This window comes from Acinetobacter sp. CE-15, from assembly GCF_051059255.1.
Taxonomy (GTDB): Bacteria; Pseudomonadota; Gammaproteobacteria; order Pseudomonadales; family Moraxellaceae; genus Acinetobacter; species Acinetobacter guillouiae.
Map to the genome: position 1 here is coordinate 3,826,385 of NZ_CP192737.1, position 16,557 is coordinate 3,842,941.

9 protein-coding genes and 1 pseudogene are annotated in these 16,557 nt (G+C 40.0%); 4 read left to right on the forward strand and 6 right to left on the reverse strand.

Features of this window, described 5'->3' with window-relative positions; all coding sequences use genetic code 11:
* Positions 1-139 precede the first annotated feature (139 nt).
* From ACQ7EO_RS17520 to rluB, 3 genes and pseudogenes are all read left to right on the forward strand, one after another.
* Entirely contained in the window at positions 140-931 is a 792-nt protein-coding gene (locus tag ACQ7EO_RS17520) for a segregation and condensation protein A (RefSeq protein ID WP_154130848.1), read from the forward strand.
* Entirely contained in the window at positions 928-1,518 is a 591-nt protein-coding gene (gene scpB / locus ACQ7EO_RS17525; protein ID WP_004722881.1) for an SMC-Scp complex subunit ScpB, read from the forward strand. Before ACQ7EO_RS17520 ends, scpB begins: the two co-directional genes overlap by 4 nt.
* Positions 1,519-1,559: 41 nt before the next feature.
* Positions 1,560-2,447: pseudogene (gene rluB / locus ACQ7EO_RS17530) on the forward strand (23S rRNA pseudouridine(2605) synthase RluB); the annotation flags it as partial.
* Between the two features lie 1,154 nt (positions 2,448-3,601).
* Here the strand turns inward: rluB and ACQ7EO_RS17535 are convergent.
* The 6 genes from ACQ7EO_RS17535 to ACQ7EO_RS17560 form a co-directional block, all read right to left on the reverse strand.
* Positions 3,602-5,338: an ABC transporter ATP-binding protein gene (locus ACQ7EO_RS17535; protein WP_434278192.1), complete on the reverse strand. Its 1,737-nt coding sequence runs from the start codon at positions 5,336-5,338 to the stop codon at positions 3,602-3,604.
* 11 nt (positions 5,339-5,349) lie between these two features.
* Entirely contained in the window at positions 5,350-6,489 is a 1,140-nt protein-coding gene (locus ACQ7EO_RS17540) for an ABC transporter permease (RefSeq protein ID WP_056515294.1), read from the reverse strand.
* An 8-nt stretch (positions 6,490-6,497) separates the two neighbouring features.
* The gene (locus tag ACQ7EO_RS17545) at positions 6,498-7,436 is read right to left on the reverse strand and encodes an ABC transporter permease (RefSeq protein ID WP_004722891.1); all 939 of its coding nucleotides are present in this window, start codon (positions 7,434-7,436) and stop codon (positions 6,498-6,500) included.
* Positions 7,437-7,450: 14 nt separating this feature from the next.
* Positions 7,451-9,460 carry a M3 family metallopeptidase gene (locus tag ACQ7EO_RS17550; RefSeq protein WP_434278194.1) on the reverse strand — a complete coding sequence of 670 codons (2,010 nt, stop codon included), beginning with the start codon at positions 9,458-9,460 and terminating at the stop codon, positions 7,451-7,453.
* Between the two features lie 67 nt (positions 9,461-9,527).
* Positions 9,528-11,336 carry an ABC transporter substrate-binding protein gene (locus tag ACQ7EO_RS17555; protein ID WP_434278195.1) on the reverse strand — a complete coding sequence of 603 codons (1,809 nt, stop codon included), beginning with the start codon at positions 11,334-11,336 and terminating at the stop codon, positions 9,528-9,530.
* Positions 11,337-11,355: 19 nt separating this feature from the next.
* Positions 11,356-13,092 carry an ABC transporter substrate-binding protein gene (locus ACQ7EO_RS17560; RefSeq protein WP_434279632.1) on the reverse strand — a complete coding sequence of 579 codons (1,737 nt, stop codon included), beginning with the start codon at positions 13,090-13,092 and terminating at the stop codon, positions 11,356-11,358.
* Between the two features lie 777 nt (positions 13,093-13,869).
* On the opposite strand from ACQ7EO_RS17560, the gene ACQ7EO_RS17565 reads away from it, so the two are divergent.
* On the forward strand, positions 13,870-16,545 hold the full coding sequence (locus tag ACQ7EO_RS17565) for a TonB-dependent receptor (RefSeq protein WP_434278197.1): 2,676 nt from the start codon (positions 13,870-13,872) through the stop codon (positions 16,543-16,545).
* Positions 16,546-16,557: the final 12 nt, after the last annotated feature.

Genomic DNA, 16,557 nt, shown 5'->3' on the forward strand with positions numbered 1-16,557 from the left:
AATGTATTCCTCTTAACTTTTCCATTAAAATAAGCCAAATATCTTTTTGTAATTCGTCACCACCCTCTCCTATTGTACCTATTGAGTGGTAACACGAATAAAACATGCCTTTGAAAATTCGCGTGGCTAATAAACTGTAATGACTCAAGCAACTCAGCATCCTATGGAATCCATTTCCAACATCCGTGTATTGGATGAATGGCAAGAAGAAATTCCAGAGGATTTATATATTCCTCCTGCTGCATTCGAAATTCTGCTTGAACATTTCGAAGGACCACTCGACTTTTTAATTTATCTGATTCAAAAAAATGGTTTCGATCTTTTACAGTTAGATATTGCTCCGATTGCAACACAATACTTGTCTTATATGGACGGTATGAAATCGTTAAATATCGAGTTAACCGCTGACTATATGGTGATGGCAGCATTATTGGCAGATTTAAAATCTCGCTTGTTATTGCCAAAACCAAAAACCATTCATATTGAAAAAGATCCAAAACAGGAATTAATCGATCGCTTAGAAACCTATTTACGGATTAAAAAAGCAGCTGAACGTTTAGGTCAGATGCCTGTTTTAGACCGAGATACTTTTGCGACCCATGTTGCGATTGGTCATATTCCAAAAGTGTATGAAGGTTATGAGGTTGAGATGTTAAAAGATGCCTTGTATTGCATTTTTAACCGCCCTGAACCCATAACCCATAAGATTGAACAAGAACCTGTATTACTTGAAGAACGCATTGCTTATATCGAATATATGATTGAATCTGGAGAAGTTCTCAGTTTCCAAGAATTACTCAAGCCAAACCAAGGTCGAATGGGCATGGTGGTTACATTTATGGCAATCTTGGAGCTGACCCGTCAGCAAAAAGTCCAAATTATTTCTTCTGGTGTTGAGGCCCCGCTTGCAATTCAAGGAGCAACGGCATGACCATTGATCAAAATAATGCCTTTAATGTTGATGAATTACATCACGAAGTTCTGATGCAACTTGAAGCGATTATCTTTGCAAGTGATGCCCCTGTATCGCTTGCTCGCTTAAAAGAAGCATTTCAAAATCAGTATTCTAAACAACAGTTGCAACAGTATTTACAGCAATTGTCTGTGTTACAACATGGTCGTTCAATCGAACTTGTCGAAACAGCTCAAGGTTATCGTTTTCAAGTGCGAGCAAAATACCGCAACGTGATTGCGCAAGTTTGGCCAGATCGACCAACTCGATTATCGCCGTCACTGTTAGAAACAGTTGCAGTGATCGCTTATCATCAGCCAGTAACCCGTGCTGATATTGAGCAAATACGAGGGGTTACAAATAATAGTCAAATACTCAGGACTTTGTTTGATTGGAACTGGATTAAAGAATCTGGTTACCGAGAACTCCCAGGTAGACCCGCGTTGTTAGTGACAACGCCACAATTTTTAAATGCTTTTGGTCTAGTGTCTTTAGATCAATTGCCTCCCCTACAGGATGCCAAGGAAGCTTTTATGATTTTGGATGCGCAAGCTGCCAAGTCTTAAATAGGTGCACTGTTGATGATTATTTCTAAGGTTATGCTGTCATGAGTGAAAAATTGCAAAAGGTACTCGCACGAGTGGGTTTGGGCTCTCGCCGTTATATGGAAGAGGTCATTGCCGCTGGTCGTGTAAGTGTCAATGGGCAGGTTGCTCAAGTGGGCGAACGTATTGAACCAGGTGATGAGCTTCGCATCGATGGTCGTAAAGTTCAGTTCCAAATTGAAGACGAAATTCGTCGTCGTGTATTGATTTACTACAAACCTGAAGGTGAAATCTGTTCTCGTAATGATCCAGAATCTCGCCCGACTGTGTTTGATCACTTACCCCCGATTTCCAATGACCGTTGGGTGATGGTGGGTCGTCTAGATATCAACTCAACAGGTTTATTACTTTTTACAAATGATGGTGAACTTGCCAATCGTTTAATGCATCCCTCAAATGAAATCGAACGTGAATATGCAGTTCGAGTCATGGGTGAAGTAACGCCTCAACTCAAAAACAACATGACAAATGGCGTTGTTTTAGATGATGGTCCAGCAAAATTTGAATCTTTCTCTGAAATTGGTGGTGAAGGGATCAATCGCTGGTACCAAGTCGTTGTAAAAGAAGGTCGTAACCGTGAGGTTCGCCGTATTTTTGAATCACAAGGTCTAAAAGTAAGTCGCTTGCTCCGTACTCGTTACGGTACTGTGATTTTGCCTCGTGAACTTCGTACAGGTCGTTGGATGGAACTTGATAAAACTGATATCGATAATTTAACCAAAGCTGTTGAACTGAAACCACGTCAAGGCACAGGTTTATTTGGTATGGCAAAACGTCGTACTGAACGTATGCAAGACAAACCTATGGCTGCGCGTCGCGGTGGATTCCTGCGTCAACAACGTCGTGATAGCGAAGGTGAAGAAGCTCACAACCATCAAAATGATCGTCGTGATGCTCAGCCAAGTGCAAACCAATATGGTCAAAATCGCACTGAAAACCGTACTGACAATCGCAATGAACGCTCAGAAAACCGCTTTAATAAAGCACGTTCTGGTGGCAACAGCTACAACAATGACCGTGCTGACAACCGTGGTAATAGTTTTAATAGCAACCGTTCTGAAAACCGTTATGGCAATCAACAAAACCGTAATCGTTCAGAAGGCCGTTATAATCCAAACGAGCGTCTAGATCGTTCAGATCGCCAAGAACGTAGTGAACAACCTGAAAAGAAAAAACCGTTTGTTGTGACAAAAGGTTTTAAAAAGTTCTAAGTTCTAAATAGACTTAAAGAGCAAAAGCCACTATTTTTAAATAGTGGCTTTTTTTCGTTTAAACTATGCGCTACATCATGTATTAAGGTTTAAATATATTCCTGTAGGCTATGCCTCAGCTTGTGTTGTAAACAAAACAGTGCAAAACCCTTTAAGCAATATGATCTTAATATGGTAATAACAAGATGAATAAAAAATACCTGATCCTCATTCCCTTATTTCTTATCTGGTTTATTGCGTCTATATCGATAGCATATCAAGGGCTGTTTTATTCAGAGTATCTGATCAATTTTCTTAGAAAGAAACCACAGGATTATGGTTACCCACTTTTTCAGGTTGTCATTTTATGCTCAATTTATGGCCTATGGATGTGGAGCTATGCCTATTTACTTTGCTCAGAAACTGCCATTCGTAGACCATTTCTTAGCTATACAGTCTGTTCAATCTTACCGATTGTTATTCCAGTCTATGGTGTAATAATACTGATTTACTCACCACCTGATATAATCACTTTTATTCTAATCAGTTGTGCAACCAGCCTATTTCATTTTTTATTATTGCCTATTCTTATGCCTATCTATCGCAAGTATATTTATCCTAAACAAAACGCATCAGTTTAATCGTGTTATATATCAATAAAAATACTCCTTACGCTACTACAACTGTAGCTCTCCCACTAGAAAAAAGGGAGAGCTAGCTGAGACTAAATTAATTAACTTTAGTAAAACCCCCTCCTTTTTCAAAGGTGAGAAGTATCAACTTCGCAAAGAGCAAGATTTAAAATCCTTAACGGACTGGCAGCAACTGAATCCAGCAGCTCTCATAGCAAAAATCTAAATCACCTGTCTGCTTGCTTGTGGAATTGAACTCAGTAAGCGTTTGGTATAGTCATGTTGTGGTGACTGGTACAACTCATCCGAATTAGCAATTTCAACAATATCACCATGGTTCATCACCATAATTTGATCCGAAATATATTTCACCACAGACAAATCATGTGAGATAAAAATATAACTCAAGCCAAATTCATCTTGCAGATCTTGAAGCAAGTTTAGAACTTGTGCTTGAACCGATACATCGAGTGCCGAGACGGATTCATCACAGATTAAAATTTCAGGTTTTAAAGTTAAACAGCGTGCGATTGCAATACGTTGACGTTGTCCCCCAGAAAACTCATGTGGATAACGATCAAAGGCTTGCGCAGGTAAGCTTACTCTTTCCAGTAATTCCAGAGCCATCTTTTTACGTTCAGTATCATTTGCACCAATTTTATGAACTTGCATCGGCTCCATCAAAATTTGGCCCACGGTAAAACGCGGATTAAGTGAGGCATAGGGATTCTGAAAGATAATCTGAATCTTACGTTGATACTGGGCAAACTCTTTTTCAGACATTGCCAAAATATCTTTACCTTGAAATAACGCTTGGCCGCCAGAAGCTTGTTGCAAACGCATCAACAATAAGCCGATGGTGGTTTTACCTGAACCAGATTCCCCGACTAGTCCTAAAGTCTTACCTTTCGCCAGTTGGAAAGATGCCCCTTTGACTGCCTGAAATTCATCTTTGCCAAATAGACCTTTACGACTAAAAAATGATTTTTTTAAATCACGCACATCTAAAATAATTTCTTCCCCGCCAACAAGGCCGCGCTTGCGCTCCGCAAAATCCACCTTAGGCAAACTCATTGCCTCAGTCACAGGTGCGTCTTGAGCTTGCATAAAATCACTAATGACCGGTAAGCGATATGGACGATACGAAAGTTGCGGACGGCATAATAATAATGCTTTGGTATAGGCATCTTGTGGCTGTTCTAAAACAGCTTTTGCTAAACCTTGTTCACGAATTTCACCATGACGCATCACAATCACTTCATCGGCAATTTCACTCACCAATGCCAAGTCATGGGTAATAAACAACATCGACATTTGACGGCGCTTACGTAAAGTCTCCAACAAATCTAATATTTGTTTTTGGATGGTGACATCTAATGCAGTAGTCGGTTCATCGGCAATCAGTAATTTCGGTTCACAGGCGATTGCCATGGCAATCATGACCCGTTGCTGTTGACCACCAGACAGTTGACTGGGGTAAGCATCAATCTTGCTTTCAGGGGATGGAATCCCCACTTCAGTGAGTAATTCTAAAGTGCGTTGTCGTGCTTGTTTACGCCCCATATTTAAATGAATACGCATAATTTCAGCAATTTGATCACCCACTGTAAACACAGGATTAAGTGATAACATCGGTTCCTGAAAAATCATAGCAATGTCTTTACCACACATTGCACGCATTTGTTTACTGCTTAAACTGAGTAAGTCTTTGCCTTCAAAAATAATTTTACTGTTTTCAGCAATACGAGATTGGCCTTTGGGTAATAAACCCATGGTTGCCAATGAAGTTACGGATTTGCCACTGCCAGATTCGCCAACCAAGGCCACGGTGGTATTGGCAGGAATCTGAAATGAAATACCTTTTACGGTTTCAATAAATTGCTTATTTTCACCCTTAAAACTCACACTCAGATTTTCAACACTAAGTAGCACAGGAGGTGTCGCTTGTTGTTCTGACATCTTTAAGCTCCTTATTTTAGTTTAGGGTCTAATGCATCACGCAATGCATCTGTAAACATTGAAAATGCAGTCACAAGCACGGCCATCGCTACTGAGGCTGCCACCAATTGCCACCATTTACCTAAAATCAGCTCACTTTGTGCTTCATTCAACATACTGCCCCATGACACCACCCCCACAGGTACACCAAAGCCCAAGAAGCTTAAAATCACTTCAGACTTAATAAATGCAACCACCAAGATCGACATCTGAACCAAAGCAATATGGCTTACATTGGGGAAAATATGCACAAACATCCGTCGGGTATTACTGACACCAATCGCTTTGGCTGCCAGTACATACTCGCGTGAATTATGTTTCATATATTCAGCACGAATTAAACGAAATACCCCAGTCCAACCTGTTAATCCAAGAATTAAAACAATGGAAAGAATGCCTTTTTGTTGCAATACAGCGGCAATCGCCAATACCAACAATAGATAAGGTATCGAGGTAAAAATGTTATAAAACCAGTTTAGAACATCATCAACCCAACCACCAAAGTAACCAGCAATTGCCCCTAAGAATGTGCCGATTACCACGGCCAATAATGCCGAGATTAAGCCCACAATAATTGAGGTTTCTGCGCCTTTAATGGTTTTGAGTACAACATCCTGTCCCCATTTATCTGCACCGAAAGGCAAGGTTTGTTTGAGTTCACTTTGCTGATCAAGTAAATGCCCACCCAATTGCTGATCAATAGCTTTCATATCTTCTGCAAGCGGATCTTGAATACCGTAGTAGTCAATCGCGCCACCTGAAGCTTGTTCTGTTGCAATTTCAGTATTTAACTCTTTGATCACATCTTTTAAAGGATCAACAGGATTTTCAGGTAAGGCCTCTACAGTTGCGGCTTTCTTTGCAGAATCTTGTGTATTTTGATCTGCCCCGATAAATGTAGGTGGCGCATAACTCACGGCTACTTCTTTATTCCAATTTGATGCAATCACCCCCGTCATGGAGAGTACCAATATGATGAAATAACACAGCAACACCAATAGCGACAGCATAGCGATACGATCTGCTTTTAAACGTCGCATCGCCAATCGCCATAAACCGGGGGAAGTCTGTTGTTCTTGGGCGTCTACTTTTTTCGATAAAATTCCGAGCATCATCCCACCTACTTCAACTGTACGCGTGGATCAACCACTTTATAAATCAAATCGGCGATCAGGTTAAAAATCATGGTCGCAGCGGCAACATATACCGTGATAGCTTTAATCACTGGAAAGTCGCTTCGTTCTACTGCAATAATGACTTCTCGCCCAATCCCCGGAATACCAAAAAATCGCTCAATTAAAAATGCCCCAATCAACAACGCTGGCAGGCTCGACATCACGTCAGTAATAATCGGAATAGATGCATTACGCAGTACATGTACACCTAAGATACGTCCCTCACCGACCCCTTTTGCCCGTGCAGTACGGACATAGTCTTGATTGACTTCATCTAAGACAAAGCTACGGTATAGACGTAAAGTCGGTGCAATACTCACCACCAACATGATTAAGATTGGTAATAGTGCGTATTGCAATAGATTTTCACTGAGACTATCACTCCAACCTTGTACCGGAAACCATCCCAGCTTATAGGCAAGACCGTACTGAAATACGATGATATAGACCAAAATACTGATCGACATCCCAATGGTACATAACAACATCACCATACGATCCGTCAATGAACCACGTACCGAAGCAACAGCCAAAGCCAGAATGATTGAAATTACAGTTTGTAAAATTGTCAGTGGAATAATGATGGTCAGCGATGGACCTAAACGGGTCAGGATAATGTTTGAAACCGATTCCCCGGTACTCCAGCTATTGCCATAATCAAAAGTCAGGATTTGCTTAATAAAAATCCACAATTGAACATAATATGGTTGATCTACCCCAAGTTGCTGACGAATATTTTCAATCTGTTCAGGGTTTGCCATTTTTCCAGCAAGGATATAAGCAGGATCTCCGCCAACCCAGTTAAATAGAAAGAAAATCAGCAACACGACTCCCAACATGGTGGGAATCATTTGCCATATACGGCGCGTGATATATGCCAGCATAGTTCTAATTCCTTTTAATCACGTTGACCGGTAATTTCTTGAAAGAATGCCTTGTTATCCGGTTCTCTGCCCAAGAAATCAACCACCAGCTGCTCTGCTTTCTTTTGTCCACCTTGTGACAAAATCGCTTTACGATAACGTGCTCCAACCTCTGGATTATTTAAGTTATCGCCAAAAGCAGAAAGCATGTCTAAGGCCATCACTTCTGACCACATATAGCCATAATAGCCAACTTGATATCCGCCCATAATATGACCAAATTGTCCTGGGAATTCTGTGGTTGGTACATACCCTAAGGCGGTTTGGTTTTCGAGTTTTTTCCATACGTCTAAAGGCTGAGTTTTTAAAGCATCTGCGGTATGCAGTGCCATATCGTATTGTGCGTATAAGGTTTGACGAGAATAGAACAAGCCACGACCATAGTTTTTAACGGCTTTTAATTTGCCAATCAATTCATCATCGACACGTGGACAGGCTGGTTTGCAATAATCGGCTAAAGTCGATAGCGTTTCTTTACGACGTGCCCATTCTTCATACATCTGTGAAGGTGCTTCAACAAAATCTCGCTCGACAGAGGTACCAGATTGCGAGGCATAACGGGTGTTTGACAAAATTCCATGTAAGGCATGTCCAAACTCATGCACAAAGGTTTCCAGTTCATCACTGTTTAAACCTTTACGGTTAAAGTTAGTGACTAAGGCTGAGATCGGTTTACGCTGGGTCAGGGTACTGCCACCCTTAACGCCCCACACCGCTGCATGACCATACTTTCCTTCACGTGGAAATTTATCGATATATAAACCACCTAAAAGCTGACCTGTTTCCCGATCTGTGACATCGTAATATTCAACTTCATCTTGCCAGACATCAACCTTGGCAGGCTTAAATTCAATCCCGTATAGATTTGATGAAATTGCAAACAACCAATCTTGTGATGCTTGGGTCGGGAAATATTCACGCATTTTTTCTTGGTCAATTTTGTACTTTTCTTGACGTAATTTTTCGCTCCAATAGCCCTCACTCCAACGGTTAATTTCCGCTTTTTCCACTGGAATATTTAAGGTCTTGGCTTTAAATTCACGCAGTGTTTGCACTTCTTTTTTCTCTAATGGGGCAACCGTACTATGTACCTCATTGAGGAATTTATTGACCGTTTCAGGATTCTTGGCCATACGATTTTTCAATGCCCAATCGGCATAACTGGCTTTACCAAATAATTGTGCAAGTTCATGCCGTAAATCAATCGCTTGTTTAAGCAACACTAAATTCTTTTCAGTACCACGACGGGTATAAGCAATTTGATAGCGTTTACGCGCATCATCACTGTCTGCCAATTCCATAAAAGGACGGTATTCTGGGTAGTCAAAACCCAACAGGTAATTGCCTTTTTCATTTTTCTTTAGATTGGCAATATAACTTTCTGGTAAGCCTTTTAGCTCGGCTGGGGTAAATTCTAATTTATCAGGATTATCTCGAATGTTGCGGGCATATTCTTGTTGAATCTTGGTCAATTCATCTAAAATCACTTTTAAACGTGCTTGTTTTTCTGCGGGAAGTTGTACCCCTGTATCTTCAAAACCATCTAAAATATCTTGGCGATATTTACGGTCAATCTCATCACTGGCTTTGGTTTTTTTAATTTGCTGATAAAGCTTTCCATCTTGATACACTTCAGTTTGAAACTGACTGATTTTAACTTCGCAATCTTCTGCGGCTTTACGTAAATCTGCGCTTGGGTCAACATTACTGGCTAAATTAATCGGCCCATAAAAATCTTCAAACTCTGCAAAAATTTGATCCCACTTTGCCAATACTGCTCCAGCAGGCGCATTATTTTTGAGTTTAACTTTGGCAAATTCAGCCAACTTGGTTTTAACATCTGCAATTTTTGCATCACATTGGGCAGGGATATCTTTGGCCTGAAACTTGGGTAAAGTACTGCGTTCGGTTTCTGCAAAGGCCCATTGCCCCATACCCATTGACAACATACAGAGTGTGGTTAATTTAAATCGCTTCATTTTCATTTTCTCCAATCTTTCATTTATTCATTTTCAAATTTCAATCTGTTTATTTTTAAGCTTTTGATAGAGATTATTTTTTCATATCAAAATACATCCATTCCGATGGAATAATCGGATGCTTTTTAAAGCCGATGACACGCGGTTGCGCCAAAGCATTGCGATAACGCGTCGATGCCATTTGTACCGGCATATACACTTCTAATATACGCGCCATCTTATGATATAAAGCATCACGCTCAGGACCTGGTTTCAATTTTTGGGTTTGTTCATATAAGCGATCATATTCAGGAATTTTCATGCATGCACTATTGGTTGCATGGATATTCTTTCCATAAAACAGTTGCATAAAATTATCTGCATCGGGATAGTCGGCAATCCAAGCTGATCCCTTAAACATGGTTTTACATTGTTTTTCAGCTTTTAAACCTTCCGCAAAAGGTAAAGATTTGGTGGTCATTTTGACCTTGATATTGTCTAAAGTCTTTTTCCAAAATTCAGCACTTTGCTGACTACGTGTACTATTTCCATAAACAGTTAATTCAATCAGTAAGGGTTTGCCATTCGGCAAGGTACGCCAGCCATCGGCTGCAACCTTATAATGATAACGATCTAACAGTAAATTGGCCGCTTTGACGGAATAAGGAATACTGGTTTTATAGTTTGGATCATGCCCAATCACCCCATAAGGGATGGGGAATTGTAAGCGTTGTGCATCACCCTTCATCAAAATCTTAATTTGATTATCAGGTGAAAAGGCCATTGCCATGGCACGGCGTAAAGCAATTTTTTCTTTACTCAAACCACCAACAACAGGGTTTTGCATATTCCAGTAATAATAATCAATTGAAGGATCGGCAATACGGGAAAGTTGAATACCTTTTTTAGCAAGTTCGGGTTTAAGCTGACCATCTTGGATGGCTTGAACACTGAGATCACCATCCAACACAAATAAGTCAGTTTCATCTTTACTAAATGATAACCAGCGTGATTGTGATTCTTCCATCACTTGAATATCGACCACACCGATTTGCGGCATTTTTTTGCCTTTCATCGCATCGACAATTTTTTGATCTTCTGGTGTGGATGCTTTGAAATCCCAAACATAACCACGATAATCTGGATTGGCTTTCAAGATAATCCGTGAGCCAGGTGTCCATTTTGCCAAGACATAGGGACCTGTTCCAACAGGATGGGCCATGGCAAAACCAGACCGATCTCGATAGTGTTCAATCACTTCTCGTGCCACTGCACCAGCTGGTTGATGTGCCAACAGCATTGGGAAGTTTTGATCAACTTGTTTCAGTTTAATCACCAAGGTATAACGATCTGTGGCCTGAAGCCCTGCAACAGGTAGATCATAATTAAACTTGCCTGTTTTTTTAGCTTGCTCAAGCACTTTGTCCATGCCTAGAATTTTGTCATCAAACAACCAACTATTGGGCGAATGCAAACTTGGGTCTAACAACCGTTTATAAGAATAAACATAGTCTTGCGCGGTTAATTCACGGGCTTTGCCTTTAAATACAGGATCTTTGGCAAAATAAATTCCTTTTTGAATTTTAAAAGTATAGGTTAAACCATCAGCACTGACTTCAGGCAGGCTCACTGCGGTACGGGGGACTAATTTGGCAGGTGTTGCTAAATAATCGTAGGTATATAAACCTTCAAATATTGAATTATGCACATGCGCAGAATAAAGATCTTGGGTGCCTGCTGGATCAAAACCCGTTTCTGCAACGGGGAAAACATAACGTAAAACTTTATTTGGATCTGCCGGGCTTTTGGCAAATACATTCAGCGTGCCTGTCAGGAGCATACCGCCCAAGAATGCACTGCCCCCAATCTGCTTTAACTTTTGCTTTAAATCATCCTTCATCATTTTATTCAACTTCATCTGGTTATTTTTTAACTGGCTGAACATCAAGGTATTGCCAAACGGTATTGATCATTGGATGTGCTTTATAGCCTTGAACTTGTGGTTGCAACAGCCAATTGCGAATACGGGTACTATGAATAATCCAAGGGTTATCTGCCTCTATCTGCCGACTGATTTTTTCATAAAATGGCGTTCGTTGTTGTGGCGGTAAAGTTAACGCTTGCTGATACAGTGCATCATAAGCTTTGGATTGATAGCAACTTAAATTTCCTTTGCCTGAGTTTGGACCATAAAGTAACTGAGCAAAATTTTCTCCTTCAGGAAAATCAGCAATCCATGCCCCACCCCAAATCATATGTTTACATTGCATGGCTTCTTTTAAATTATCGGCAAAATTACTGACCTTAAATTCAACACGCACCCCAATAGCATCTAAGTTTTTCTTCCATAACTCAGAATGAATGACTGAGCTTGAGCTATTTTCAGTATTATATTTCAGGGTAAATGGCTGCCCGTTGGGTAAAGTTCGATAACCATCTTTACCTTTCTTATAACCAAATCGATCCAGTAATTTATTGGCCAATAACGGGTTATAGGCAACACTACTTCTATATTGAGCATTGTGCCCTTGCACCCCATCTGGCACCAACATTTCAGCTCTAACCGCTTGACCTTTATAAAGTTGCTTAATCGCTTCTTGTTGGTTATATGCCAAGGTAATGGCACGGCGTAGTGCAATTTTGTCTAGACTATACCCCCCCACAATCGGATCTTTCATATTGAACATGGTATAGGTGATTTCAGGGTCTTTATTGGGAAAATGTTGAATGCCCTGCTGTTTAAGTTCTGGTTTTAATTGTGTGCCGTTTAAAGCCTGTGGAACCGCATTTGAAGTTAATTTGTCAAAATCCAATTGACCTGACTTAAATGCCAACCACCTTGACTGTTCTTCCTCAATAATACTCACGATAACCTTACCGACTTGGGGCATTTTTTTACCCGACATCTCTTTGACAAGTTGGTTATCCCATGCCGTACCTGTCGATTTATAATTCCAAATAAAGCCACGATAATCAGGGTTTGCCACCAGCTCAATTTTACTGCGCGGCACGTATTTACTCAGTTGATAAGCACCTGTACCTACAGGATGCTGCCCGATACGATCACCATAAAACTCAACAACTTCACGTGCTGTTCCGCTAAAAGTGACATAGGCCAAAATATAAGGGAAATTATAATCTGCACGGGTTAAGGTAAATTGTAGGGTGTATTTGTCTAAAGCTTTAAGCCCTGAAATGGACGCATCATAATTAAACTTGCCTGTCTTTTTCGCATTGGCAACCACTTGCTCTAAGCCTTGGATTTTGCCATCAATAAAAGAATAGGTAGGCGAATGATTTTTCGGATCACTCACACGTTGAATCGAATAAATATAATCTTGGGCAGTCAATTCACGTCGTTTGCCTTTGAACGTAGGATCATCGGTAAAATAAATGCCGGGTTGTATTTTAAAAGTATAGACCTTGCCCTCTTGTTCTATTTTTGGCAATGCTTGTGCCGTATTGGGCACCAATACCACGGGACGAGCCAGATAATCATATTTGAGTAAGGGTTCAAATATCGCCTCTGCAATATTTCCACTGTAGAAATTATAGGTTTTCACCATATCAAAACCATCATCTGGTGCTTCAAAAGCCAAATTCAGGATTTTATTCGGTTGTGCAGGCGTTTTCGCAATCGCCATTTCCCCACAACCCATTGCACCGACCAACAACGCAAATTGTAAAAGCTTGGATTCCAAATTCACACCTATGTATTTTTATTCATCAAATTATTTAAACAGAATACTGGCAGCACCATCATCCTGTCGATTGCTGCTTTGGTGCCGAACCAGAACGTTAAATTAACAATAGTGAAAAATTGAACGATATAACAGTATTAAATACAAAGCGAATATCATGCCACTACGCTTACCCCTTCTAAATTTTGTTTATTTTTACCGTAATAAAATCACATTTATTCAATGATTATCTGAGACTGACATCCTATCGTCATCTTCAGCACCAATCTAAATATTAAATTCAGATATCATTTATCAGAACTACTCATAATGCACAATTTAAGTACACACACGTTCCAAAATTGATCACTTATTTTATCAAACACTATAAATATTCATTTAATCTTTTGATTTAAAATAATTAATAGAAAAAATAAAACCATAATTAATAGTTATACCACTCATTAAATATAGTTAAACTCTTTAATTAACAACTAAATATAAAGAAAAACTAAAGTCTGTTGAGTATTTTTTAATCACATCTTCATATTGTATTAACATTAATCAGGGCGACTTCCAAACTTATTTTTCTACTATCAAGTCACGGATGAATAAGGAGATTAAACACTAGTCACGTAAATTCTTATCATTTTTTTGTATATTTTTAAAACATATAATTAGATAGTTGGCACTTGAATTGCTAGAAAGCAATGCAGCAATATCGCTAAGTACAAAAAAAAATGGATGTCTGAAAATATGAAAGTAAACAAAAATGTTTGCACTTTGGGATCGCCAACGATGGGGAAAACGTTACTAAAATTAAGTACGCTTAGTCTAAGTATGATGTGCCTATCGCTAGCGCATGCAGCAGAAACTGAAGAAACAAAACAACCAACAAAAGTAGCCAAAGTCACCGTTACAGGGTCTTCAATTAAAGGCGTTGCAGCTCAAAGTGCTTCCCCCATTACGATTATTAAAGGTGAAGATTTAGCCAAACAAGGGGTAACCACTGTCGAAGAAGCCTTGACCAAAGTCAGTTCAAACCAAGCTGGTTTTTCTACCTCTCAAAACATCGGGCGAAGTAATACCGAGGGTTCATCAGCCAATTTACGTGGTTTAGGAACAAATAAAACACTGGTCTTATTGAATGGTCGTCGTTTAGCTTATAGTCCGTTTAGTACATCAACCACCAACCTTAATATTATTCCAATGGCAATGGTTGAACGTATCGAAGTCCTTCGTGATGGTGCATCTGCGGTTTATGGTGCAGATGCAATTGGTGGTGTGGTCAATTTTATTACCAAAAAATCCTTTGAAGGCCTCAACATCAGTGTGGGTGCAACTCAGCCCGAAGCCAGTGGTGGTGATAAACAAGATATTTCCATCTTTGGGGGCTATGGTGATCTGGATGAACAAGGCTTTAACGTTTACGGTGTAGTCGATTATCGCAAAACCAACAATATCATGGCAAAAGACCGCAAGATCAGTCGCCGTGGTGGTGTGATCCCTGAACTCGGTCTAGATGCCAGTTCAATAAATGGATTCCCTGCAAATTTTCTTGATCCAAAAAATAATATTTTGGCAAATCCATATGGCAATACAAATTGTAATAACACGCCTAATGTCGTTGCAGATGGCGGATTATGTTATCTCAATACCCAAGCATTAATTGGGATTACCCCAGAAGTTGAAACAATTTCAGCGCTTGGTCGTGGAACCTTTAAACTTTCAGATAAATTTAATCTGATTGGAGAATATATCTTCTCGCGCAATGAGGTCACCACTTCAGTTGCACCCGATGTATATAGCCGTTCGGTCACCCTACCCTCGACAAGTCAATATTATCCTGGCAAAGGCATTGTTCCTGCAGTGACTGGACTCAGCGATGGAGATTTACAACTCTATCTGCGTTCACAAGGTGGTAACCGTTCAGGCAAAACAACCAATGACTCACATCGTGCATTTGCAGGAATTGAGGGTGAAGCTTATGGTTGGGATATCAATGCCGGTTTAACCTATGCAAAAAGTGAAGCAACAGATAGCTTTAATGCGGGTTATCTCAATCAAAGTAAGGTTCAGGCCGCTTTAAATAATGGTTCACTCAATCCATTTGGCCCTTCAGCCGATGCTAATATTTGGAAATCCTTTGAGGTTAAAGGAGATACCAATAAAGCCAGCTTAGACTCAACCTCATTTGATGTCACTGTATCTCGTCCAATCTATACACTACCCGCAGGTGAGGTTGGATTTGCCTTAGGCGGAAGTTTTACCAAACAAAATTGGGATCAAAAAATTAATGCTGAGATCGTCAGACAAGTACCTGGTAGTGGTACAGATCCAGATAAACCTGTGAGTAAAGGTGATCGAGATATCTCTGCGGTATTCACTGAATTACATATCCCGATTTTAGCCAATTTAGAAGCGCAACTTGCAGCACGCTATGATGACTATAGTGACTTTGGCGATACCTTCAATCCAAAAGTCGCTTTACGTTGGGAACCGTTAAAGCAATTGATGTTCCGCACCTCATACAGTACAGGTTTCCGTGCACCAAGCTTATACGAAATCAACTCACCACAGAGCCAAACCTACACTGGTCCAAAATACAATGACCCAGTACTCTGCCCAGATGGCGCCCCAACTGAACCAGAATACCAAACAGAATGTAAAGTTCAATTTAAACGTATGCAAGGCGGAAATCCCGACTTAAAAGCTGAAGAGTCAACATCTTATACTGCTGGGCTTGTGTTTGAGCCAATCAAAAATCTGGTATTCACAGCAGATTACTACAACATCAAAGTGGATAATTTGATCGATACGATTTCCGATTCAATTATTTTTGCTGACCCAAACAAATATTCAAGTTTATTTGTCCGTGATGCAGATGGACGGATCAAATATTTGAGTACGACTTTGATCAATATGGGTGGAATTAAAACTCAAGGGGTTGATTTAAGTTTGAACTATCTCACACCTGTGACTAAAACAGGCCGTTTTGGTTTTGGTATTGATGGGACCTATGTCATTAAATATGACAAACAAGAAGAAAAAGACGGTGAATGGATCAGCCGTGCAGGTAGCTATTATAACCAACAAGTCTATTCACGCTGGAAACATGTTGCCAATGTCAATTGGAGTTACGACAACTGGAAAATGATCTTTGAGCAACAGTTTAGTCGTGGTTATAAAGACTCAAATTCTATTGGTGAAGCTAAATATGACAACCATCGTGTCAGTGATTACATCCTGTATAACCTTGCGGGCACTTATAGTGGATTCAAGAACTTAGAACTTACTGGTGGGATCAAAAATATCTTTGACCAAGATCCGCCTGCATCCAACGTGAAGGATAATTTCCAATATGGTTATGACTCCAGTTATGCAGACCCAACAGGTCGCGCATATTACGTCAGAGCAACTTATAAATTCTAATTAGGCATTTCG

Excerpts from the sequence above, each read along its gene's own strand:
- ACQ7EO_RS17550 (WP_434278194.1), bottom strand. The coding sequence starts at position 9,460 with ATGAAAATGAAGCGATTTAAATTAACCACACTCTGTATGTTGTCAATG.
- scpB (WP_004722881.1), top strand. The coding sequence starts at position 928 with ATGACCATTGATCAAAATAATGCCTTTAATGTTGATGAATTACATCAC.
- ACQ7EO_RS17545 (WP_004722891.1), bottom strand. The coding sequence starts at position 7,436 with ATGCTGGCATATATCACGCGCCGTATATGGCAAATGATTCCCACCATG.
- ACQ7EO_RS17555 (WP_434278195.1), bottom strand. The coding sequence starts at position 11,336 with ATGATGAAGGATGATTTAAAGCAAAAGTTAAAGCAGATTGGGGGCAGT.
- ACQ7EO_RS17520 (WP_154130848.1), top strand. The coding sequence starts at position 140 with ATGACTCAAGCAACTCAGCATCCTATGGAATCCATTTCCAACATCCGT.
- ACQ7EO_RS17535 (WP_434278192.1), bottom strand. The coding sequence starts at position 5,338 with ATGTCAGAACAACAAGCGACACCTCCTGTGCTACTTAGTGTTGAAAAT.
- ACQ7EO_RS17560 (WP_434279632.1), bottom strand. The coding sequence starts at position 13,092 with ATGGGTTGTGGGGAAATGGCGATTGCGAAAACGCCTGCACAACCGAAT.
- ACQ7EO_RS17540 (WP_056515294.1), bottom strand. The coding sequence starts at position 6,489 with ATGCTCGGAATTTTATCGAAAAAAGTAGACGCCCAAGAACAACAGACT.
- ACQ7EO_RS17565 (WP_434278197.1), top strand. The coding sequence starts at position 13,870 with ATGAAAGTAAACAAAAATGTTTGCACTTTGGGATCGCCAACGATGGGG.